At 43.0% G+C, this 17,008-nt stretch carries 12 protein-coding genes and 1 pseudogene; 7 read left to right on the plus strand and 6 right to left on the minus strand.

Annotated elements, in window-relative coordinates:
* Positions 1 to 59: 59 nt before the first annotated feature.
* A complete protein-coding gene (locus PLL47_RS12730; RefSeq protein WP_324446653.1) occupies positions 60 to 1,739 on the minus strand; it encodes an ABC1 kinase family protein in 1,680 nt (559 codons plus the stop codon).
* Positions 1,740 to 1,949: 210 nt separating this feature from the next.
* On the opposite strand from PLL47_RS12730, the gene PLL47_RS12735 reads away from it, so the two are divergent.
* On the plus strand, positions 1,950 to 2,630 hold the full coding sequence (locus PLL47_RS12735; protein WP_324446655.1) for a flavodoxin family protein: 681 nt from the start codon (positions 1,950 to 1,952) through the stop codon (positions 2,628 to 2,630).
* Positions 2,631 to 3,256: 626 nt separating this feature from the next.
* Here the strand turns inward: PLL47_RS12735 and PLL47_RS12740 are convergent.
* Complete coding sequence (locus PLL47_RS12740) at positions 3,257 to 4,420, minus strand: multidrug effflux MFS transporter (RefSeq protein WP_324446657.1); 1,164 nt, start codon at positions 4,418 to 4,420, stop codon at positions 3,257 to 3,259.
* A 242-nt stretch (positions 4,421 to 4,662) separates the two neighbouring features.
* Between PLL47_RS12740 and PLL47_RS12745 the strand changes: the two genes are divergently transcribed.
* Together PLL47_RS12745 and PLL47_RS12750 are read left to right on the plus strand one after the other, a co-directional pair.
* Positions 4,663 to 5,457 (plus strand): alpha/beta fold hydrolase, encoded by a 795-nt coding sequence (locus tag PLL47_RS12745; protein WP_324446659.1) that lies wholly within the window; start codon positions 4,663 to 4,665, stop codon positions 5,455 to 5,457.
* A gap of 90 nt (positions 5,458 to 5,547) precedes the next feature.
* Positions 5,548 to 6,183 (plus strand): LysE family translocator, encoded by a 636-nt coding sequence (locus PLL47_RS12750; protein ID WP_324446661.1) that lies wholly within the window; start codon positions 5,548 to 5,550, stop codon positions 6,181 to 6,183.
* 522 nt (positions 6,184 to 6,705) lie between these two features.
* Here the strand turns inward: PLL47_RS12750 and PLL47_RS12755 are convergent.
* Positions 6,706 to 7,122, minus strand: a complete 417-nt coding sequence (locus PLL47_RS12755; RefSeq protein ID WP_324446663.1) for a nuclear transport factor 2 family protein — start codon at positions 7,120 to 7,122, stop codon at positions 6,706 to 6,708.
* A gap of 544 nt (positions 7,123 to 7,666) precedes the next feature.
* Here PLL47_RS12755 and gatE point away from each other — a divergent pair.
* From gatE to PLL47_RS12775, 4 genes are all read left to right on the plus strand, one after another.
* The gene (gatE, locus tag PLL47_RS12760) at positions 7,667 to 9,568 is read left to right on the plus strand and encodes a Glu-tRNA(Gln) amidotransferase subunit GatE (protein WP_324446665.1); all 1,902 of its coding nucleotides are present in this window, start codon (positions 7,667 to 7,669) and stop codon (positions 9,566 to 9,568) included.
* Between the two features lie 498 nt (positions 9,569 to 10,066).
* On the plus strand, positions 10,067 to 10,450 hold the full coding sequence (locus tag PLL47_RS12765) for a response regulator (protein WP_324446667.1): 384 nt from the start codon (positions 10,067 to 10,069) through the stop codon (positions 10,448 to 10,450).
* Positions 10,451 to 10,784: 334 nt separating this feature from the next.
* Positions 10,785 to 12,263, plus strand: coding sequence for an aldehyde dehydrogenase family protein (locus PLL47_RS12770; RefSeq protein ID WP_324446669.1), 1,479 nt, complete (start codon positions 10,785 to 10,787; stop codon positions 12,261 to 12,263).
* Between the two features lie 96 nt (positions 12,264 to 12,359).
* Complete coding sequence (locus PLL47_RS12775) at positions 12,360 to 13,697, plus strand: aminotransferase class III-fold pyridoxal phosphate-dependent enzyme (RefSeq protein ID WP_324446671.1); 1,338 nt, start codon at positions 12,360 to 12,362, stop codon at positions 13,695 to 13,697.
* 504 nt (positions 13,698 to 14,201) lie between these two features.
* On the opposite strand, the gene PLL47_RS12780 is transcribed toward PLL47_RS12775, so the two are convergent.
* From PLL47_RS12780 to PLL47_RS12790, 3 genes and pseudogenes are all read right to left on the minus strand, one after another.
* Positions 14,202 to 14,714, minus strand: a complete 513-nt coding sequence (locus PLL47_RS12780; protein WP_324446673.1) for a hypothetical protein — start codon at positions 14,712 to 14,714, stop codon at positions 14,202 to 14,204.
* 75 nt (positions 14,715 to 14,789) lie between these two features.
* Positions 14,790 to 15,716 (minus strand): annotated as a pseudogene (locus PLL47_RS12785) (ankyrin repeat domain-containing protein); the annotation flags it as partial.
* A 350-nt stretch (positions 15,717 to 16,066) separates the two neighbouring features.
* Positions 16,067 to 16,900, minus strand: a complete 834-nt coding sequence (locus PLL47_RS12790; protein ID WP_324446675.1) for a tetratricopeptide repeat protein — start codon at positions 16,898 to 16,900, stop codon at positions 16,067 to 16,069.
* Positions 16,901 to 17,008 lie beyond the last annotated feature (108 nt).

Consider the following 17,008-nt stretch of genomic DNA (forward strand, 5'->3'; position numbering starts at 1 on the left):
TCCTTAGCATGTGCATGGATAACATTCAGAGCAGCAGGACTTTTCGGATAGGTTCTAAATCATATCCTCCCTGTCTTGTATATATTATATACAAGCCACAGCCCAAATATACTGGCGATAACGAAACTGAATGTGCCAAGAAAAGGTACACCCCCGACAAGAGGTCTCATGCGTGTCTGAATGACCAGAGAGGAAGCGACAATCATAGCAGAGATAATCAGGCTGATAGATAAACGATTACTAGCAACATCGATCTCGGACACCATACGGTTGCCTTCCTCGGATTCTAATTTTATTTTTAAATAACCATTTTCAGCATGGTCGAGTATATGTGAGATTTTAGCCGGCGCTTTATTAAAAAGACGCGACCAGCCTGATATACTGCTGCAGGCTTTGCGGGCAAGGTTTTGCGGATAAAAACGCTCTTTCAATTCTTTTTTTGCATAAGGTTCGAGAAGTTCGTTAAAATTTAAATCCGGGCAAATTATGAGTCCGAAACCTTCAACTGCCACTGTGCCTCTGACCAGTAAGGCTATATTATGCGGTATTGCAACCTGATGCTCCCTTAAAATACCTATTAATTCTTCAATTAATATGGAAGCATCAAGTTTTTTCAGAGCCTTGCCATAGTATTTGGAGCGAAAAGATTCAATATCCGCTTTCAGTGATCTTGTGTCTGCATAAGAGTCTATGCAGCCCATATCTCTGAGTAACTCGATAAACGACGTACTGTCTCCTTTAACCAGAGCTACTATGCCATCCAGGAATGTATCGCACATTTCCGATGACAGATGACCTGCCATTCCAAAATCAAGAAAAGCTACAGTCCCGTCTTCCATTATAAGGATGTTTCCGGGATGCAGGTCTGCATGGAAAAAGCCATCTTCAAATACCTGCTGCATGAAAGCGTTTACCACAATAGAAGCAATATTTCTCCGATCAAAGCCCTGCTGATCCAGTAAATCAACATTGCTACCTTTAATACCTTTGATATATTCCAGTGTCAGCACACGTGTACCTGTGTAGTCCCAGTAAACCTCCGGGATATGAACCTGATTGTTCTCCCTGAAATTTTCTGCAAAACGGTCTGCGTTCCAGCCTTCCTGAGTATAATCTATCTCTGCAAGAATACTGTGGGACAACTCGTCAACAAGCTCTATCGGCCGGTATAGTCTTGCCTCTGGCATGTGTTCTTCAACAAGCCTGGCTATACTATGCATGATGTCCAGATCGGATTGAATTACTTCCTTTATTCCAGGCCTCTGGACCTTCACAACAACATCATCACCGCTCTTTGTTTTCGCCCGGTGCACCTGCCCTATAGAGGCACAGGCAAGTGGTTGTTTCTCAAAAGAATCGAACAATTCATCTATGGAATGGCCAAGTTCTTCTCTTATTATTAACTCAACTTCTTCAAACCCAAATGAAGGTGCTTCATCCTGAAGTTTTTCAAACTCAGCAATATATTCCGGAGGAATAAGGTCACGCCTCATGCTCAGCAGTTGACCTAATTTTATGTAGGTCGGACCAAGTTCTTCAAGTATCCTGCGTGCTCTAACCGGGCCGGAGATATTGAGCTTATCTATCTTATCCTTTTTCTTTAATCTGTAGGTCAGGTCCCTGACACTGCCCAAACCGATCTCATTAACAATATACCCGAACCCGTATTTCTGGAGAACCTCAATTATCTGGCCATATCTTTTCAGCATGGCATATCGATTAAGTTTTTTACGTATCATATTGCCATTAGCCTGGAGTTTTTGTGGAGAACACTGAATTAAGTTTTAAAACAAGTATGAATGGCATATTATATATTTTTAGTTATCCCTATTCACAGTTGCTGTCCACAGAATTATGCTGATTTTGAATATTTCCTTAATTAGTTACAAATTTATACGGACATAATAATGAATGCTTAAGCTTTTTAGAGACAAAAATGGAGTTAAGCCATGAAAGTTATAGCAATAAACGGAAGTCCCCGGAAGAAATGGAATACGGCAACCCTGCTGGAGAAAGCTCTTGAAGGAGCAGCTTCGGAGGGAGCAGAGACAGAAATAATCCACCTTTATGATCTCGATTTCAAAGGATGCACAAGCTGCTTTGCCTGTAAACTGAAAGATGGAAAAAGCTATGGTAAATGTGCAATGAAGGATGGTCTGACACCTGTGCTTGAAAAATTGACTGATGCTGATGCAGTGATTCTTGGATCACCAATTTATCTTGGAAACTCTACAGGCGAGATGAGGTCTTTTATGGAGCGCTATGTATTTCCATATCTCGTTTACTCCAACTACATACCTTCGTTATATCCGAAAAATATCCCTGTTGGTTTCATCTACACGATGGGAGCAAAGGAAGAACACTTCGATATTTTTGGGCTCCGGAAAACCATTGAATTAAACGAAATGCTTGCAAAGATGATCTTTGGATATTCCGAATCACTGTGCAGCACCGACACATATCAGTTCGATGACTATTCAAAGTATGTTGCCGACAGGTTTGATCCCGAAGAAAAAGCAAAAAGGCGAAAAGAAGTATTTCCGCAGGACTGTGAGAAAGCCTTTGAGATGGGAGCCAGGTTTGTAAAGCGGCAAAAAGCTCTGGAGACCGACGAGAAATTGAAGAAATAAAATTAGAGTTACTTATCTCCTGAAACCGATTTTGAATTACTATCATATCGATAACTCCGCCAGCCTGTCTGGCGGCCCTTCCTATAAAGCAGAAAGAAAATTGAGATTAAAGAAGAAACAAGAAGAAAGTTGAAAAGAAATATTTTATACAGAGTCAAATCATTTGCTCCCCGGGAGGAAAATTAGCTTTTAAACTCTGCATGTTTGCTATTTCAATTCTTATTTTTGTTTTTTCAACTTTTTGAGACAACCGCTCTCCTGCGTCGAGCGTGACAAGACAGACTCAGTAAAGTGAGTACTGTTGTAAGTGTCAAAGTTATCTGTAATTTATCCCTTTTGCTCCCTTGAATTTAGTTCACTAAAATAAACCCCTAAATTAGTCCTCTTGAGCGAAGCGAAAAGGACGGCGGGCTGTTGCACTTACAGTGCAACTCCCAGAAAATCTTCGATTTCCTGTGATCCCGAATCGCAATTCGGGTGGCGCAACTCGGGCGTGACAATGAATGACTCAGTATAGCTAATGAAGAAGTTGCCTGGGTCAAAGATAGTCGGAATCTATCCCTTATCAGCGCTCTCAATGTTTGATCAGTACAGAACTCCTAAATTGAAGTTTTATCATTTTTTTTTCAGGCAACCCCTTTAATTCCTCTTTTCTGCAGAACAAACCACGCAGCAAGCACCATGGCCCCGCAGCTCAGAGCAATTGTGCCAAGCACCGGGATCTTATCCGCCCACTCAAGCGAGATAAACCACATACCCACAGCCCCGAGAGTAAAGTAGCAGAAGATCAGAAGGGAAGATGCCGAACCTGCATCACGGTCGACCTGTTCGAGCACAAGGTTATTGCTTGGGGGCCGGCTCAGGCCCAGGGAAAACGTAATCAGAAACATGGACAAAGCAAAACTCCAGGGTCCGTGCTGTCCGTTGATGAGAAGGAAAAGCCCTCCCAGGAAAACTCCGGCAAATCCGATCGTCATCAGATGTTTTGAGCTGATGCTTCTCGTCAGCCTGAGACAGGAAAAGGAACCTACCATAAGGGCAAGGGCGTTGAAAGCAAAGAAGTAGCTGTACTTCTGCTCGCTCAGTCCAAACTCATTAACATAAACGGCAGAGGAGCCTGCGATAAAAGTGTACAGAGGGAAAAGGCTGACTGACATTACAAGAACCATAATAATATAGGAGGGGTTAAGCAGCAGCCTGCCGTAGCTGTGCATCATCCGGGACAGAGGAACATCGGAGATTTGAGAGAGAGTTTCCGGAAAACGAAGGACACCGAGTATTCCGATAAATCCCATAACTGCCTGAATAACGAAGATCCACGGCCAGGAAAAGTCAGCCAGGACCCAGCCGCCAAGTACGGGAGCAATCATAGGTGCCAGAGCCATTATAATTGCTATATAGGCAAGAATTCTTTCCCTTTCCTGCCCTGAGAAGATATCCTTTGTCATTGCCATAGACAGTGACGAACTGGCAGCAGCCCCTGCAGCCTGAAGTATTCGGAAGACTATCAGCATGGGAGCATTCGTTGCAGAGGCACAGAGCAGGCTTGCTGCTATGTATACTGAAAGCCCTGCAAGCAGAGGGCGGCGGCGGCCGAAGCGGTCGGAAATAGGGCCATAGAAAAGCAGGAAAAAGCCGTAGGTTACGAAGAAACAGACCAGGATCAGATTGATTATGGACAGGGGCTCATTCCACGTTTCAGCAAGAGACGGGACTGCGGGCAGTATCATATCCGTTGACAATGCAGGAAAAGCGGTAAGAAGAGCCAGAAGCGGCAAAGTCCCTTTCAAATTTCGTTTTAATTTTTCATTGGATTTATCAGTTTTTTGATGAGAATACATAGAAGATCCTTTTTAGCTTTTATTTTTAAACGGCTGCAATAAATTGACTATCAGTACGATGGTTACATACGTAACTAGTCTGGATGGTTATCGAAAGAGTGGAGTTATATATAATGGTTGCGAAGCAAAGGGAGGAAGAAAAAGTCCAGAACCCATTGCTTTAAGTTAAATAAGTTTAACCTGATACGCATATGACAAATCTGAGAAAATACGGAAACCCGCCATTTACTGCAGCCGTCATCCATGGAGGACCTGGTGCTCCGGGAGAAATGGCACCTGTTGCAAGGGAACTCTCAACAAATTTGGGAATTCTTGAACCTCTCCAGACTAAAGCAACTCTTGAAGGCCAGGTAAAGGAACTGAGACATATTTTGAAAGAGCATGGGGCTCTTCCGGTAACCCTTATAGGGTTTTCCTGGGGTGCGATGCTCAGTTATATCTTTGCAGCTCATCACCCTCGATTCGTGAAGAAATTGATCCTAATCGGAAGTGGACCATACGAAGAGAGATATGCTACAAACATATCGAGTACCCGGATAAGCAGGCTGGGAAAAGAGGATTGGGAGAATTTCCGTTCTCTGGACAATATTCTTAATAATTCTACATCTATAGATAAGAATGAAGCTTTTTGCAGCCTGGGGAAATTGATCTCGAAAGCTGATACCTATGACCCTTTGCCTCATAAGGAAGAATTGGTCGGATGCAACTACAGGGTATTCAAAAGCGTATGGGAAGACGCACACGAATTAAGAAGTAACGGCAATCTTCTAAAACTGGGAACAAAAGTCACATGCCCTGTGGTTGCAATTCACGGAGACTATGATCCGCACCCTTTTGAGGGAGTTAAAGAACCCCTGTCCGGAATTTTGAAGGATTTCAGGTTTATTTTGCTGGAAAAATGCGGGCATAAACCCTGGATTGAAAGGGAAGCAAAGGAAAGGTTTTATGACCTGCTGGAAGAAGAAATTCACAAACCGGGCCGTTAATTTAAATATACTCATTCAGAATTTAATTTCACCTTCAGTTATAGAAAAAAGTAGAGAACCAGAAAAATAGAGAACTGATAAAAATAAAAAGTGAGATATTTGATAGAACAGTCACAGCTAATCTATTTCATTGCAGCGTCCGCAACCCTTACATTCCTTCCAGGTCCCGATATTCTGTTTGTGCTCACCCAGAGCATTTCACAGGGAAAAATGGCAGGGGTTGCAACGGCAACAGGTCTGTGCACAGGCATACTCGTTCATACCAGTGCAGCTGCACTCGGGATTTCCGCCCTTGTATATAAATCAGCTCTTGCTTTCGAAATCGTAAAATATGCAGGTGCAGCTTATTTGCTCTACCTTGCGTGGCAGGCTCTCAGGGAAAGCGGAGAACTGGTCTCTTCCACTCCTGTCCGGGAAACCAGTGCCTTTGCTCTATACAGGCGCGGGATTTTTATGAATGTGCTGAACCCTAAAGTTGCTCTTTTCTTTCTCGCGTTCCTTCCTCAATTTGTAAATCTGGAATCAGGAAATGTCCCGGTGCAGATGATATTCCTGGGAGTAGTATTCCTTATACAGGCGTGGATAATCTTTTCCGCAATATCCGTCTTTGCAGGGATGATAGGAGATAAAATAGTAAAGAAGCCAGGTATCGGGAAGTACATTAACTGGGGAAAAGCAGGCATTTTTACCGTGATAGGAGTAAAACTTGCTCTATCCCATAAATGAGCAAAAAAGGAAGAGAGAATAATAACAGGATTTAAAAGAATTCTGTCATGTCACGCTGCTGATTTAACTGAATCATTGAAACTGAGTACTTAAAAAAGTGAGTTTTTATTTTCGGAAAAAGTGTTGTAGAAAATCAGACAGGTTATAACCGGGAAAATTACGATTGATTCAAAACTTACTCGATTCAAAACCATACTTATATGATTGATTTAAAACTATACTTCTATATATAAGAAAAAATTATTTCATATACTATGGCAGACTTTCTTGGGAATTTCCTATCTGGTTTGATACAAAATATTCCATATTTGAGAGACCGCAACATAAGTCCTGAAGTAATGCTTGGGCTATCGATGCATTTGCTCCTTATCGTTTGCTTCATCGGTTTATTTGGTTTGTTAGTAATGAAGTTCATGTGATTGAAGTTCATGTAATTTTCAGTAGAAAGTGACCTTTAAAGGAAAAATAAAAAAATAGAAATTGATGTCTATATAAAAATAATTGATCTCTACAGGGAAGCATTTAATCAAAAAACTGGCTCTGGTCCGGGAAAGAAAAATGCCCCTGAACTATGAGCCATTTGTCCCCCCGTTTCTCAAAGACCTTTGTGATTCTTGCCGGAAATTTCGTCTTTTTTCCATCAATCTTCGACTTGAAAACGGCATCTATGGATGCCCAGGCTGTATTTCCAGCCGCTGAAATAGATGTCCATTTATATTCAAGACCGGGTTCTTCAATCTGAGACCAATCGCGCTCGAACTGAGCCTTAATTGCTTCCGGGCCCACACATTTTTCGTCTGCGCCTGTGCCATACATAACGACATCGGCGTCAGGTGCAAAAAGGGACATTGCACCTTTAAGGTCGTGTTTTGCATAACTTTCGGCAAATTTATCCAGAACATCCCTTACTGCTTTTTCTGTTTCACTGTCTGCTTTCATTACATCTTCCTCATATTTATTAGCTGATTCAGAATAACAGTAAAAAGATTTAAAGATTATTCTTAATCACATTTTTTTATATGTTTTATGGGATTTTTAGAAGTTTTTTGACTTTTTTATCTAAAAAATAACTTCCAGGCAAATATACTGTCACATATTTTTAACTCATTAAAGGTTACATAATTATTAGCTTCTTTAATTAGTTAGACAGAACCGTTGATTACTTTACTCTTATATACAGAGATACCTTTATACATTCCACTGCACCTTTTACATTCAGTTTCTTGTTAATATTATCGATAACCGCCAGTGCAGCACCTAAAAGAGCTAAGAAAGGAACCAGGCGCAGAAAGAAGGTTAAATAGAAGAGGAAGAAATAGCGAGCCGATGGACTTAAAAGGAAAAGGAGAGCAAAAAGAGTTAGATTTGAAGGATAAGTTAAGTAAAGCCAGAGGAAAGCTGAAGGGAAATCAAAGAAATTAATAGAAAATAAGAGAGAGTTTAAAAGGATTAAGGCGCTTCCTGCTTAGATTCGGGTGAAAACATGGAAAAATACGATTACAGTGAACTTGGGCTGAAAGCCGGGCTTGAAATTCACCAGCAGCTGGATTCAAAGGAGAAACTTTTTTGCAGGTGTCCTACCCTGATAAGGGACATCGGAGACTCAGACTTTGAATTTTTCAGGTATCTCAGGGCTACGGAAAGCGAGATGGGAGAGAAAGACAGGGCTGCGGTGGAGCAGACCAAAATCAGAAGGAAGTACATTTACAGGGCTTATGATACGACATGCCTTATCGAAAACGATGAAGAGCCTCCAGGGGAACTCAACAGGGAAGCCCTGGATATTTCTCTCGGGGTTGCAAAGCTTTTCAATATGAAACCCGTCGACCAGATGCATGTGATGAGAAAGATCGTTGTGGACGGGTCAAATACCAGCGGTTTTCAGAGGACTGCATTTCTTGCAAGCGACGGGTATATTGAGACTCCAACAGGGCGCTGCGGAATTGACAGCCTCTGTGTGGAAGAGGAAGCTGCCCAGAAAATTGAGGAAATAGGAGACTCAATCATTTATTCTCTGGACAGGCTGGGGATTCCGCTTGTCGAAATTGCAACTGCGCCTGACATTAAATCCCCTAAACATGCCCGTGAGGTTGCTGAATATATAGGTATGATCCTCAGGTCTACAGGGAAGGTAAAGAGAGGGCTCGGCACGATCAGGCAGGACGTCAATATCTCAATTGCCAGAGGCGCAAGGGTCGAAATTAAAGGAGTGCAGGCCCTTGATCTCATAGAAGACATTGTCCGCAGGGAAGTTGAACGGCAGTTGAACCTGCTTTTCATCCGGCAGGAGCTCCTTGAAAGGAAAGCCTTTGTCTGTGAGGAAATCTACGACGTAACAGGGCTTTTCGTAGATACCAAATCCAAAGTACTGCAGAAAGGCATAAAGAAGGGAGCAATTCTGGCTGCCCTTCTGAGGAAATTTAAGGGGCTTGTAGGCAAGGAAGTCCAGCTTGGCAGAAGGCTCGGGACAGAGTTTTCGGACAGGGCAAAAACTGCAGGTGTTGGAGGAATCTTCCACACAGACGAACTTCCTAATTACGGAATAACTGAAAAGGAAGTGCAGGCAGTCAGGGACGCTTTAGGCGCAGGTCCTGAGGATGCAGTTATCATGGTTGCAGATGAGCCTGAAAAGTCCAGGCTTGCAATTGAAGCGGTTATTAACAGGGCAAAAGAAGCTATTGAGGGAATCCCTGAAGAGACCAGAAAAGCCCTGCCTGACGGAAACACTGCTTACATGCGTCCTCTCCCAGGTGCGGCAAGGATGTACCCTGAAACCGATGTTCCTCAGATAGAGATCTCACAGGAATATTTTGATTCTATAGAAACTCCGGAACTCCTTACGGAAAGGGCAAAGAGGTTCGTTTCCCAGAACGGCCTGAATAAAGAGCTTGCTGAAAAGATAGCTTATTCGAAGCATCTTCCGCTTTTTGAGGATTTGCTGGAAACATACAGTGATAATGAACATGTTAACTCAACCCTTATCGCCAGAACTCTTGTAGGAATCGTCCCTGAGATCCGAAGAAACGGGGCTGAAACGGACAACCTCACAGATGAGCACTTCAGAGGGGTTTTTGCAGCCATATCAAATCAGGAGATTGCAAAAGAAGCCATTCAGGACCTTTTGACCGCACTTGCAAAGGAGCCTGAACTGACAGTTCAGCAGGCGATTTCCAATCTCGGCCTGAGCGCCTTCGATCCCGAGGAAGTCGAAAACTTCATTAAAAAGATGGTCATGGAAAAAGGGGATTTCATCAAAGACAAAGGTCCTGCAGCTCTTGGTCCTCTGATGGGCATTGTAATGAAAGAGTATAGAGGAACGGTTGACGGAAAGATACTGAGTCAAATGCTGAAAAAGGAGCTGGACAGCTTTATCAATCAGGGTTGATCCCTGATCTTTTTTCGATATCTTGATCTGACCTTTTTTCTCTATTTTTTTATTCTGCTTTTTCAGTCCTTTTATCCTTACTTTTTCGTTCCTACTTATTATATTTTAATTCTTTCGTATCTCTCTCAAATTCTTTGAAAGCAGAGATCTTTTCTCAGCCGACTGGCGATAAAACAGCTGTAAAACCCTGATAGTCTGTTGTCAACGTAAGTTAACTTTTTATATTAACTAAAAGATCTTCTTACTTATCACATAATAATTCAGTTGAAAAGTATGCCATAATGGTATTTCAAAATCATACAATATCCGGGGTTCATCTTACAAAAGGGGGATATGAGTATGACATTATACCTTAGCTTAGCATATTAGTTTTTTAAATGAACTACTAAAAATGCAACTGAATTACAAAGTCTCTTAACATAGCTGAGAGACTTGAGTTTCCTGGTTACACTATGTAACCGTAACCTTACAGATCATAAACTTACGGAGAAAACCCCCATGAAAGTATTGCTTGTAGACGACGATCCGTTATTTCTGGAGCTTTCAAAGACATTCTTAGAGGTGTTCCACGACATAAACTCCGATACAGTGGAATCTGCAGGACAGGCTCTCGAGAAGTTAGACGAACTTTCATATGATGTAGTAGTTTCGGACTATGACATGCCTTATATGGACGGCATTTCCTTTCTGAAAACTATCCGCGACAAGAGAATCAATATTCCTTTTATCCTGTTTACCGGCGTGGGCAAAGAAGAGGTTATGAGTCGGGCAATTGAATGCGGTGTGGATTCTTTTGTCCAAAAAAGGGGAGACCCCAAAGCCCAGTACTCCGAACTTTCACAGCAGATCTGCCAGATTGTTAACAGTAAATCCGGTTTTTGAGGTATAATTTAAGCGAAGCTGGCCACTCAAATCAGTCATCTTTTTAGCTATTCTTAGCTGCACTCTTTATTAACCATTCTTAGTAGCACTCTTTATTAACCATTTTTTTATTTGAATCCATATATGGTCTGTAAGGCGTTTTTACTCTGGCTTAAAATTTGGGTTGTCAGATTATCTTCTTTTGTCAAATTATCTTCTGAATTCTCATTCAGTATTTTTAATAAGAAGCTTTCATTAATCTCACAGTAAAAAAGCCTGAAAATATTTACGCCCAGCCGAAACTGTTTTCTGGATATATTATGTGATATTTATCATTCTTTCTTGGAGGGGTTTTGTGGTTCAGGAGTATAAGCTACTGATAGGTGGGGAGTCGAGAGACTCATCAACCGGGGAAACTTTTGATGACATCAATCCGGCTACTCTTGAGAACCTTGCCACGGTACAGGCAGCAGGAATCGAAGATGTGGACAGGGCAGTTGAGGCTGCAGAGAAAGGGTTCAGGGTATGGAGTGAAGTTCCTGCTCCCAGAAGGGCTGAAGTGCTTTTCAGGGCAGCCCGTATTCTTCAGGAGAGAAAGGAAGAACTTGCCATACTCATGACAAAAGAGATGGGAAAGGTGCTGCCTGAGACCCGGGGAGATGTCCAGGAAGCAATAGACATTACCATTTATGCCGCAGGGGAAGGCAGAAGGATGTTTGGGGAGACCACGACTTCCGAACTCAAGGACAAGTTCTGCATGACCATGTTAAGACCTATAGGGGTTGTGGGCATGATAACACCCTGGAACTTTCCCATTGCGATTCCAGGCTGGAAGATCATGCCAGCCCTTATAGCAGGGAATTCGATAGTTTTCAAGCCTGCAAGTGATACGCCCCTGCTTGCGATAAAACTCGTTGAAATCCTGATGGAAGCAGGCCTGCCCCCCGGAGTCATAAACGTAGTGCCCGGACCCGGAGGAAGTGCTGGAAAAGCGATAGTCCAGCACCCGCGAATAAGGGCAATTTCCTTTACAGGAAGCCTTGATACAGGGAAATGGATCATGGAAGAGTGTTCAAAAACCATGAAGCGGGTTTCTTTAGAACTTGGGGGTAAAAACCCGGTAATTGTCATGGATGATGCCAACCTTGAACTTGCCCTTGAAGGCGTACTCTGGGGAGCTTTCGGGACAACAGGCCAGCGCTGTACAGCTACAAGCAGGCTGATCCTTCACGAGAAAATAAAGGACGAATTCACAGCAAGGCTGCTTGCAAAAGCAAAATATCTCAGGTTGGGAAACGGGCTTCTGCCTGAAACAGATGTGGGGCCTGTAATCAATAAAGCCCAGCTTGAGAAAATAGAAAAGTACGTCAGGATAGGAAAAGAAGAAGGTGCAAATCTCCTGCTTGGAGGAAACAGAGTCGATCCGGGGCTTCCTGGCTATTTCTTTGAACCTACTATCTTTACGGATGTCAGGCCGGAGATGAGGATTGCACAGGAAGAAATCTTTGGTCCAGTCCTTAGCATAATTACGGTTTCGGATTTTGATGAAGCGATAGATGCCGCCAATAACATAAAATACGGACTCTCATCGGCAATCTATACTGAAAATATTAAAACTGCTTTCAAGGCAATTGAAAAACTGGAAGCAGGAATAACATACGTCAATGCACCTACAATAGGAGCCGAAGTCCATCTTCCTTTCGGGGGCATAAAAGGAACAGGAAACGGTTTCAGGGAAGCCGGGACAGAGGCAATTAAAGAATTTACTGAAGTAAAAGCCGTGTACATAGACTACAGCGGCAGGCTGCAAAAAGCCCAGATAGATACGGAATGAAATGCTGGAAGAAGGTGAAGCATTCTGGATTACAATACACCGGAAAAGCTTGAAAAATGGAAGATTCCTGACAAGACGGAAAGATCAGAGGACTCGATGAAGAAGCAGGAAACAGAACCTGACTTTTTCGAACAGGAAGCAGGATTGCTCGATACCGTTGGCCCGAAAGCCAGAGAGATCATAGGGCAGGACTGCAGTATGGTATCTGCATGTGCTGCCCGCCCCTATCCCCTGGTTGTTGACAGGGCAAAAGGATCTGTAGTTAAGGACATAGACGGAAAAGAGTACATTGATTTCGTTGCAGGGATCGCTGTTATGAACGCAGGCTATTCAAATCCTGAAGTCAAAGCCGCTATCTCTACCCAGCTGGAAAAAATGGTCCACTGCGGATACGGGGATTTTTTTGCCGAGCCCCCCCTGAAACTTGCAAAAAAGCTAAGGGCGCTTTCGGGATACTCAAAAGTTTTTTACTGCAACAGCGGAGCCGAGTCTGTGGAAGCTGCAATGAAACTTGCCCTGTGGAAGACAAAGCGCCAGAACTTTATCTCTTTTTATAACGCTTTTCACGGACGGACCCTTGGTGCCCTCTCCCTTACCTGCTCTAAAATCCGGCAAAAAGAGCATTTCCCTTCCATCCGTACAGTACACACTGATTATGCCTATTGCTACCGCTGTCCCATGAAACTTGATTATCCCTCCTGCGGGATCGAATGTGCAAAGCAGATCGAAAACCTGATATTCAGAAAGGAATTAAGCCCGGAGGATACTGCTGCAGTCTTTGTCGAACCCATTCAGGGAGAAGGAGGTTATATAGTCCCGCCTCCGGAGTTCCACAGGGAAGTGAGGAAAATCTGCACTGATAATGAAGTTCTCCTTGTAGCTGACGAAGTCCAGACAGGCTGTTTCAGGACAGGCCCTTTTCTTGCAATGGAAAACTTTGAGGTAAGGGCTGATATTACCTGCCTTGCAAAAGCCCTTGGTTCAGGCCTTCCCATGGGCGCAATGCTTGCAGACAGCAGTCTTATGGACTGGCCTCCGGGTGTCCATTCAAACACCTTTGGAGGAAACCTCCTTTCCTCAGCCGCAGCCCTTGCCTCCCTCGAATTTCTGGAAAAGGAAAACACCGAAAACCACGTCAGGGAATTGGGTGCTCACATCCGCCACCGCCTCAGGGAGCTTCAGGAAAATTTCCCCTGTATAGGGGATGTCCGCGGGCTCGGACTTATGATAGGTGCGGAAATTGTAAAGCCGGATAAATCCATAGACCCGGTCCGGAGAGACAGGATTATCAGGGAAGCTTTTAAAGACGGAGTCCTGCTGCTTCCCTGCGGGGATTCCGTAATCCGCTTCTCTCCACCCCTTGTAATGACCGATGAAGAAGCCGACCTCGGGCTCGATAAATTCGAAAAAGCATTGAGAAGAGCGACGAGGTAAGGAAGAATAATAATTTGCATAATTCAGCGTACAATTTTTATTTAACCGCATATGTGGATTCTTATAAGAGGAACCGGAGCAAACTTAGTAAACTTAATAATTTTCTCCACCTTTAATTTTTTCAGGCTGCTTTCCATGTTATCAAGGAAGAGGGTTCAGATTGCCTGTTTAATCCCTTTTCCATATAACTGGCAAGTGTTTTTATGCAATGGAGACATATCTAATGATATGGATTATAAGAACAATGATCGGTTTGAGAACGATAGTTCGGCTTTAATTGTTTTTATAACGTGTATTGCAGTAGCAGTAAGCCTTTTAGGAATATTTGTGTCCCTGCTAACATAAGCTATTTTCAGCAACCAATAAAACGACTGCTTTTTTATTCAAACTATAGATACAATGATTGAATAAGGCTCTGGAAACCTGGCAAAAAAGAGATAAAAGAGCAGTTTCATTGCCCTGGTTAAAATCGTAACTTCAAACTTTTTGCCTTACTTCTGCTCTTCACTTTTCCTTTGACTCATTTTCAGCCGGTCTGAGAGTGAGCATCCTGCTCCCAACAGGTCCCATCGGAAGATCTGCACTGAGTGTGAAAGAGCCTATTTTATTCCCTGCAAGAGTCCTTCCTGCAAGGTCAGGCTTAATTTCAAGCCCAATTCCTGCAGGCATTTCAGGCGTTTCAATTTTGAGACCTCTGAGAGGGCTGGAAAGAGAACCGGATACAAGCCCGAGGGCAGAATCGGAAACTAGCCTCGGAAGGGATTCAGGGCTCAGGCGGGAAGGCTCAAGAGTAGAAAGACCAAGATCTCTTTCAGGTGAGAGTCTGTTATTGAAGTCAGGTAAGAGTCCCCTGAACTGGTCAAGAACAGGGCTTGAAAAGCTAGCTGATTCGTAAGCAGGATTAAGCTGCCTGGCAGGTGATTTTTCACGGTTTTCACAGGCTGCCCGGTCAGAAGGATGCGAAGCTAAAACGGAATCTTCGGATTTGCTGCTGGTCATAGCTTTAAGGATTGTCACGATGGTATATCAATTATGCGAGGATTTTTCCTGCTTTCATTCCTTATCTCCTTTTGCGGTTAGATTCCAGACCAATCATAACCTGGGATCTGCACCGGCTTTGATAAGCATATCAACAATCTCGTTAAACCCTATTTCTGCCGCCATATTCAGAGCAGTTTTGTCATTTTTGTCCTGAATGTCAAGATCGGCACCAGCTTCAATAAGCAGCTCAACTATATCCCTGCGCCCGGTTTGTGCCGCAAATATCAAAGCTGTGAGCCCGTATTCATTTTGAATGTTGATGCCGGCACCGCCTTCAATAAGCAGCTTTGCAATATCCCGGTACCCTCTATCTGCCGCATACATCAAGGCTGTATTGCCGTTTTTGTCCTGAACATCGAGATCGCTGCCTGCATTGATCAGTAACTCAACAATACCTTTATGTCCTATCTTTACAGCGTCATTCAAAGCAGTGCTGCCGCTTTTGTCCTGAATATTGAGGTCTGCACCACTTATAATAAGCATATCAACAATATCTTTATGTGCCCGGTCTGCGGCACAGATCAAAGCAGTTTCGCCGTTCCTGTCCTGAATATTAAGATCGGTACCGGCTTCAATAAGCTGATCAGCAATATTCTTATATCCAACTTTTACCGCAAACTTCAGGGCCGTTTCGCCGTTTTCGTCCTGAAGATTGAGGTCGGCACCACTTTTAATAAGCATATCAACAATGTCGCCACGCTCTACCTTTACTGCAGAAATTAAAGCAGTGTTGCCGTTTTCGTCCTGAATATCGAGATTGGCACCGCCTTCGATAAGTAATCCTACAATATCCCTGTACTCCTTATTCGCAGCAGAAATCAGAGCAGTTTTACCGTATGCGTCCTGCGAGTTAATATCAATTTTATTGCTTTTCAAAAGTTTCTCTACATTTTCTGTCTGCCCTAATCTGGAAGCCTCTAAGAAGTTTTGAGTTTTATCTTTACCAAATAAACTCGATATAAAGTCCACAAATATTTCTCCTCAAATATCTAAAATTTTGTTATCTGCCAGAATGCAGCTGTCCTTTCATTTTTGGGAAATGGTTTTCCTGGTAAGATGCAATGTTATCCGTTATGATGCCGGATATAACATTTCAAATCAGGAAAGCTTCAAAATACACCATCATTATTTGACCGGGTAAATATAAATAAATAGCCTGAAAATTTGTATTTTCCCTGTTCAGAACCCTTTTAAAACAATCTCGTTTCAAACTATCTTAACCTCTGTGAACCGGTGTTTCACAGAGAAAATAATGGTTTCACAGAGAAAATGATGAGTACTCAAACTGAATGAAATATGGTTTCGTTCAATATTCACTCGTTTAATAATCACTCGTTAATTTTCGCTTCACAAAACTCTTTTCCCCTTCTGGCAGCCTCATTTCCCGGGCTGAGTTTCAGGGCCCGCACATAGCACTTGAAAGCTTCGCCGTATTCGGAAAATTCGCAAAGCAGGTTCCCTCCTATGAGAAGGGAATTGAGGTGGTCAGGGTCGCTTTCAAGAGCCATTTTATAAGCTTCAAGGGCTTTTTCTTTTTCTTTGAGTTCCAGGAGTACATTTCCTTTCCAGTACCAGGTTTCAGCGTTGTCAGGCCTCATAATGGGGGCTTTATTTCTTGAGAAAAAGCTGAACCTTGGAAGTTTGCACGCCCAATCCGAAGCTTTTTTGGGCTCGGTTGACAGGGCTCTATCAAAGGTCTCCAGGGCTTTTTCTGGAAGCCCCATCCTGAAATAAACAATTCCTTTGCTTGTCAGGATTTTAGGGGACTCAGGGTCAAAAGACAGCGCTTTTTCAAAGGCTCCGAGAGCTTCTTCATTCCTTCCCATAGCAGAGAGCACAAACCCTTTATTGGACCATTCTGTTGGGCTTTCATGCTTAATTTCAAGAGCGGAATCAATAATATCCAGGGCTTCCTGATATCTTCTAAGTTTGAAAAGAGACATTCCGCAGAAGGACCGGGCTTCCTGAGCCTTTTCGAGGAGCTCTTTTCCTATGTCCTCCTTCCCTTTTTCAATAAGCAGGTCTGCCATTTTTTTCCATGCCTCTTCCGCTTCTCCATAAGCAGCAAGAGCTTCTTCATACCTGCCCATCTGGAAAAGAACCCTGGCTTTTTTATAGCTCTCTTCAGCCAGTTTATCGAGATCTCTGAGTGAGTTTGCCATTTTTTTGCCTCATATGCATGAGTATTGAGAAAATAATCCAAAGTAGGATAAGATAAGGATTGTAGATGTATGGAATTAACAAAATACTATAAAATATCTGGAATATTA

The organism is Methanosarcina sp., assembly GCF_035390745.1.
Taxonomy (GTDB): Archaea; Halobacteriota; Methanosarcinia; order Methanosarcinales; family Methanosarcinaceae; genus Methanosarcina.